The sequence below is a fragment of the Paenibacillus sp. P4_A7 genome, from assembly GCF_056402455.1.
This window is the reverse complement of record NZ_JBFUHJ010000376.1, coordinates 1-5,612: the sequence shown is the minus strand read 5'-3', so window position 1 is coordinate 5,612 and position 5,612 is coordinate 1. Positions and strand designations below refer to the sequence as shown.

Genomic DNA, 5,612 nt, shown 5'->3' with positions numbered 1-5,612 from the left:
GCTCTTTCCCTTTGTCATTGTCCATTATTTTATATTTTATCGATCTACGCTCTAGAAGTGCGCTATAAATTTGATTATATTGCACGGTTGTGAGTAGCGGTAAGCTGCCTTCATCATTTTTGGATAAATCAGTAACATCTCCCTGCGGATTGATAAATGCAAGCGTCAGACCCGGTTGATATAAAAAAGGTCCATTAGGATGCATTTTTTGCGGACGATTATTCATGTTAGTTTTATCATTATTTGTTTCTTGTCGAGAGTCAGGTCCATTGTTGGAATGCGGATCTTTAAACCAATCGGCAGGCATGGACATGATTTGTGCGCTAAGCGCTTCGGCCTTATTTTCATAAACAAAATCTTTCATAATGATATATTGAAGAACGCCGATCAGCAGAAATAACGCAGCTAGAACGAGTAAGGAACGACTTAAAAGCTGATAACGCAGTGAACGCGGGACGAAGAAATGCTTTAGAGTCTTGAATCGTGGCGCTCTCATGTTAAGTCCAATCGATAGCCTGAACCTCGGAGTGTGCGGATTAGTCGATGATCTTTGTCATTTAACTTATCGCGCAGAGATCGAATATACACCTCGACAATGTTTTCTTCCCCGCCAAATTGATAGCCCCACACTTTATCCAAAATTAGCGCTTTGCTTAAAACGACGCCATTGTTCAAAATAATAAATCGAAGCAGCTCAAACTCCGTTGGTGAAAGCTCGAGTACTTTCTCCAAGTAAATGATTTCCTTTCGTCGATCATCAAGACGGAATGGTCCATAGACAGCTTCTCCGAGCAAGTTTGGAAATTGATTACGCAGTCTCGCACCGATCCGAGCTAGAAGTTCGCTGAAGCGGAAAGGCTTCACGATGTAATCGTCAGCTCCTAGCGTTAACCCTTTGACGCGGTCTTCGACCTCATCCTTGGCAGTCAGCATAATAACAGCGATGTTATCACCTATTGCTCGCAGCGCATGACAAACCTCGAAGCCGCTCAGCCCGGGCATCATGACATCCAAAATGACGACATGCGGCTTAAAGGCTGCTGCGTCTTGAAGTGCTGCTTCCCCATCAAGGGCGGTTCTCACTTCAAATCCCTCATTCATCAATCCAAGCTCCAAAAATTGTAATATATTTGGTTCATCATCGACAAGTAATATTTTTATTCCTTTAAAGGATGACATGTACGGTTCCTCCTATGAATGAACTCATGTATATTATCTGCTTTTTTGATGAAATATGCATCCGTTATTGCCAGGATTCAGCAAACATTCAGTAAAAATCTTAATCCATTCGTTTACGATTGACCTAGCTAAGCAGCATCATCGAGGCGTGCAGGCTAACAATAGTCTGCACGCCTATTTTTTGGGATTTTTGAGGAATAATATCGTATTTGTAGAGTAATTTTTACTTCAATAAGCGTTCTATTGTTTCGAACCCTATAGTTATGGGATAATTATCATTATTGACAAAAAGGATCGGAGCATGCATATGAATAAATTTAGCATCAAGAAAAAAGCTGATCTAGCACTGCTCTTTTCAGCCATCGGAATAATGGCCGCTTTTCCATTTCACGATTCCTTCGTGGGGGGGCTGTTATTTTCACTATTTAGTGCCGCAACAATTGGCGGGTTAGCCGATTCCTTTGCTATCAGCGCATTGTTTGGCAATCCGCTTCATATTCGTTGGCCCAGGTGGATGGGGACCAATATTATTTCGAGAAACAGAGAAAGACTGATTGGCGAGCTTGTACAGATGGTACAAAATGAGTTGCTTACTATTCCGAATATTAAGGCAAGGTTGGATGAATATAACATCGCAGATGTACTTGTAACTTATTTAAAGCAGCATGGCGGCGAAGAAGGCGTCAACGATATTTTGCAGCAGCTAGCGGATGATGTTCTAACGAAGGTTGATTTGCAGGAGCTGGCACAATCGGTCCAGGCTTTTATGCTTGATCATGCCGATATGGTTCAGGTTTCGGAAATAGCCGCAGATATTGGGGATTGGACGATCCGTCATCGTTATGACGACCGTATTATTGAATTTATTGTTCAAGAGCTGATAAAGCTTGTAAAATCTCCGCAATTTCTTGTAATTGTTGGACAAATTGTAGATTCGGCTATTCGTTCATACGAAGGAGATAAATTTCGACGCAAACTTATTGACTATTCGGCTGGCTTAGAAGCAGGAAATATAACTGAAAAGGTTCAAATATGGTTGGTTAATTTCATGAAGGAGTTCACATCCCCAGAGCATCCGCAAAGAAAACAGCTGAAGGAGTTGATCGAACAATTCGTTCACCGATTACGGACAGACGAAGAGTTACGGTATCGAATAGAGCAAGGAAAGTTGAATCTGCTTGCATCCATCAGACAGGATATCAAGCTTGATGTCTATATTAAAGAAGGACTAGAAGCACTGCACCAGAAGGCAATGTCCGAGAATAGAGGAGCTTCAGAGCGATATCCCTGGATCAAAAACAAGGTTAAGCAGGGAGTTGCCCAACTCGATAGCAACACATTGTTGCTCAATCGTATCGATCTCTATGTAAAAACGACACTACTCAAATGGATGGAGATGAAGCATTCCTATATCGGAAAGACAGTGCATGACAAGCTAAGCACATTTTCCGAGGAGGAGCTTATTCTCTTGGTTAAAGAGAAGGCGGGTCGAGATTTACAGTATATTCGAATTAATGGAACCGTTGTCGGCGCGCTGATCGGGGTCGTTCTTCATTTGCTAACGTTTTGGATTGGAGGTTAAAGCAATATGGAGATGAGAAAAAAAGCGAATAGAAGTCTACTTATATTAGCCTTTATATTTATAGGAGCTGTTTACTGTGTGTATCGCTTTCCTGAACAGTGGTGGCCGCGAATGCTGCTATACACTTCGGAAGCGGGACTTGTGGGCGCACTTGCTGACCTATTCGCCGTCACAGTGTTGTTCAGACATCCCTTTGGGTGGAAATGGGTTCCCCATACCGCGATTGTCCCTAGAAATCGGGATAAGCTAATTGACGGCGTAGCAACTATGGTTGAGCAGCAGTTGTTAGGCAAAGAAATGCTGAAGGATAAAGTAAAACAGCTTCATCTAGTAGAAATCGCAATATCGTGGGTTGAACGCCGGCCAGCAGGGTCGGTTTCAGAGCAAGCATGGACACTTGTAGCAGGCATTCTTGCGAAGATTGATTTGCAGGGTATATCTATTCAATTGGACCAGCAGGCACGTAGAGGCTTGGGGAAAATCGATATGGCTCCGTATGCAGGGAAAGCGCTGAAATGGGCAATGGAGAAGGGGAATTTCCAAAAAGCGGTTAGCCAAATTGTTGAGTATGCAGCTTCTCGAGCTGCGGGTGATGAGACGAAGCGGGCGATCCGCAGCCTTCTTACCAAAGAGAAGGAGAAGTTTGTGAGCCAGGGCAGTATTTTCTCCAAATGGGTCAAAAAGATGGCCGTAGAAATCGCGGAGTCGACGAATGCTCTTAATCTGGACGACGCGGCAGATACGTTATACAGTGATTTGCAGAAATTAATAAATGATCTAAGAGATCCAAAGCATGAGCTTCGTGTTCTTTTGGAGAATATGGTGTATAAGCTGGCAGACAGCTTGCAAAACCGTGCAGATGTCTCAGCTGCGGTCAATGAGTGGCGTGATGAGATGCTTGAGAAAATCTCTTTGCTGCCATCAATCGAAGCGGTGTTAAGTAATTTCAGACAAATGTTGACGCAGGATACCGAAATGAAATACATCGTTCAAAGTACGTCAGAAGTTAATCGAGAAGATATGAAGCAATTGATTAACAGAATCATAAAGACTTACTGGGAATGGTTTATGTCAAATCAGGAAACGAAGGACTGGTTGGAGACGTACGCGCAAAAATTTGTTCATAAAATGATCGATACGGAGCATGCAATTATTGGAACGATCGTTCGAAAGACATTGGACGGTTTCACCGAACAAAAGCTGKTCTACTTCATCGAGAGCAAGGTGGAAACGGATCTGCAGCGTATTCGATTGAACGGTGCATATATTGGAGCCGCTCTTGGGGCTGTTTTCTATATTATTTTGTATGGTGTTTATGAGCCGTTGCTAAAATTGTTGTAAGGAATATGAAGCATTTATTTCACCTGGATGAAAGGTGGGATAAATGCTTTTTTTATTTCCTATACAACGTTCTTTATAAAGAACTTTGATAATGGTATAGTAATACAGTAAATATTATCCATTAAAAGGAGGGGTAGTAAGATCTATTGTGTTGAAATAAAAAGAAAATAGGAGGACTAAAGTGAATATAACAAACCTAATAATGGGGCTGCTGCTCAGTGTTCAAGTTGTTTTATTACCGATTACTTTTTCATCCAATAATGTATCAGCTGTGACTGCTGTAGAAACTAACCAATATGCTGTCGAATTAGCTAAGTGGGGTATTTATAATGATGGCACACATTCCGTTAGCACAACTACAGGTATTAACAATATGCTAAAATGGGCGAACAAAAATGGAAAAACAAAAGTCCTGCTTCCGTCCGGCACTTACTTTATTGCAAAAGACAGCCATATTAATATGGTTAGCAATATGACATTTGAAATGCCGTCCGATGCGGTCATTCAAAAGGAGACAAATACGAAGGAACGCTATGAGATTATGTTTATTGGATATGGAGCGAATAATGTAACTCTTAAGGGTGGTACTTATCGTGGAGATAAAGATACGCATGATTATTCAAAAAAGGACTCCAAACACACCTCTGGGACGCATGAATCCGGTTATGGAATTTTAATAGAAGGTGCTCATAATGTGAAGATTGATGGGGTAAAGGCCGTAAACTTAACGGGAGATGGTCTCGCATTAGGCGGAAAAGGAACGATGATGAAGGGTTTACGTGACGACGATTTTAAATCAGGAGCACTTGATGATAAAGGCAGACCTATTAATAATGCTAAAAAGATTAGAACGAAGCTGCCGTTAAATTTTAAAAATGCAATATTCCAAAAAGAACGTTATTTTGAATTGTCTAATGCTGTAAATCTACCTGGGAAGTATGACATTTACATTTTTAAAGCTAATGGAACGTTAATTAAAAAGCTGACTAATAAAGAAGTGCGGGATATCATTGATATTCCTGAGGGGGCCAACTATTTCCATCTCGTTTTTAATAAGCCAGCTAAGAAAGATATATACATCGAGTATTGGAACAGAGTCCTGACACAAAACGCTATTGTTGAAAATTCAGAATTTGCTTTCAACCGGCGTCAGGGAATTACAATTGGAGGAGCCGATAATGTCCTCATTAGAAATAATATATTACATGATATGAAAGGAACGATGCCGCAATCAGGAATTGATGTTGAAGGGGGCTTTTATGAAAACGGCAATCGTAACAGCAACATAACGATTAAAGGAAATACGTTTTATAATAATGCGAGATATGATCTCATTCTTTTTGACGGATATGATGCGATTGTGGAAGACAATCATTTTGCTTCTAAAGGTGCAATTGGCCTTGCCATTTCTAATCCGTTCAAAGGAGCGCTTATTAAGAACAATCATTTTGACGGCTCACGTATTTCTGCGAACCGTGACGCTACCTTTATTGACAACAAAATGAATGAC

General features: G+C 41.0%; 4 protein-coding genes and 1 pseudogene. 3 read left to right on the top strand and 2 right to left on the bottom strand.

The features are described from left to right. Together AC1DWN_RS26640 and AC1DWN_RS26635 are read right to left on the bottom strand one after the other, a co-directional pair. Positions 1–496: pseudogene (locus AC1DWN_RS26640) on the bottom strand (hypothetical protein); the annotation flags it as partial. Continuing rightward, positions 493–1,179, bottom strand: a complete 687-nt coding sequence (locus AC1DWN_RS26635) for a response regulator transcription factor (protein ID WP_477561913.1) — start codon at positions 1,177–1,179, stop codon at positions 493–495. The gene AC1DWN_RS26635 and the pseudogene AC1DWN_RS26640, both read right to left, overlap by 4 nt. Before the next feature lie 307 nt (positions 1,180–1,486). Between AC1DWN_RS26635 and AC1DWN_RS26630 the strand changes: the two genes are divergently transcribed. From AC1DWN_RS26630 to AC1DWN_RS26620, 3 genes are all read left to right on the top strand, one after another. Continuing rightward, the gene (locus AC1DWN_RS26630; RefSeq protein WP_477561912.1) at positions 1,487–2,761 is read left to right on the top strand and encodes a DUF445 domain-containing protein; all 1,275 of its coding nucleotides are present in this window, start codon (positions 1,487–1,489) and stop codon (positions 2,759–2,761) included. Positions 2,762–2,767: 6 nt separating this feature from the next. After that, complete coding sequence (locus AC1DWN_RS26625) at positions 2,768–4,102, top strand: DUF445 domain-containing protein (protein ID WP_477561911.1); 1,335 nt, start codon at positions 2,768–2,770, stop codon at positions 4,100–4,102. Between the two features lie 181 nt (positions 4,103–4,283). Next, the coding region (locus AC1DWN_RS26620; RefSeq protein ID WP_477561910.1) for a right-handed parallel beta-helix repeat-containing protein at positions 4,284–5,612 on the top strand (1,329 nt) is incomplete at its 3' end.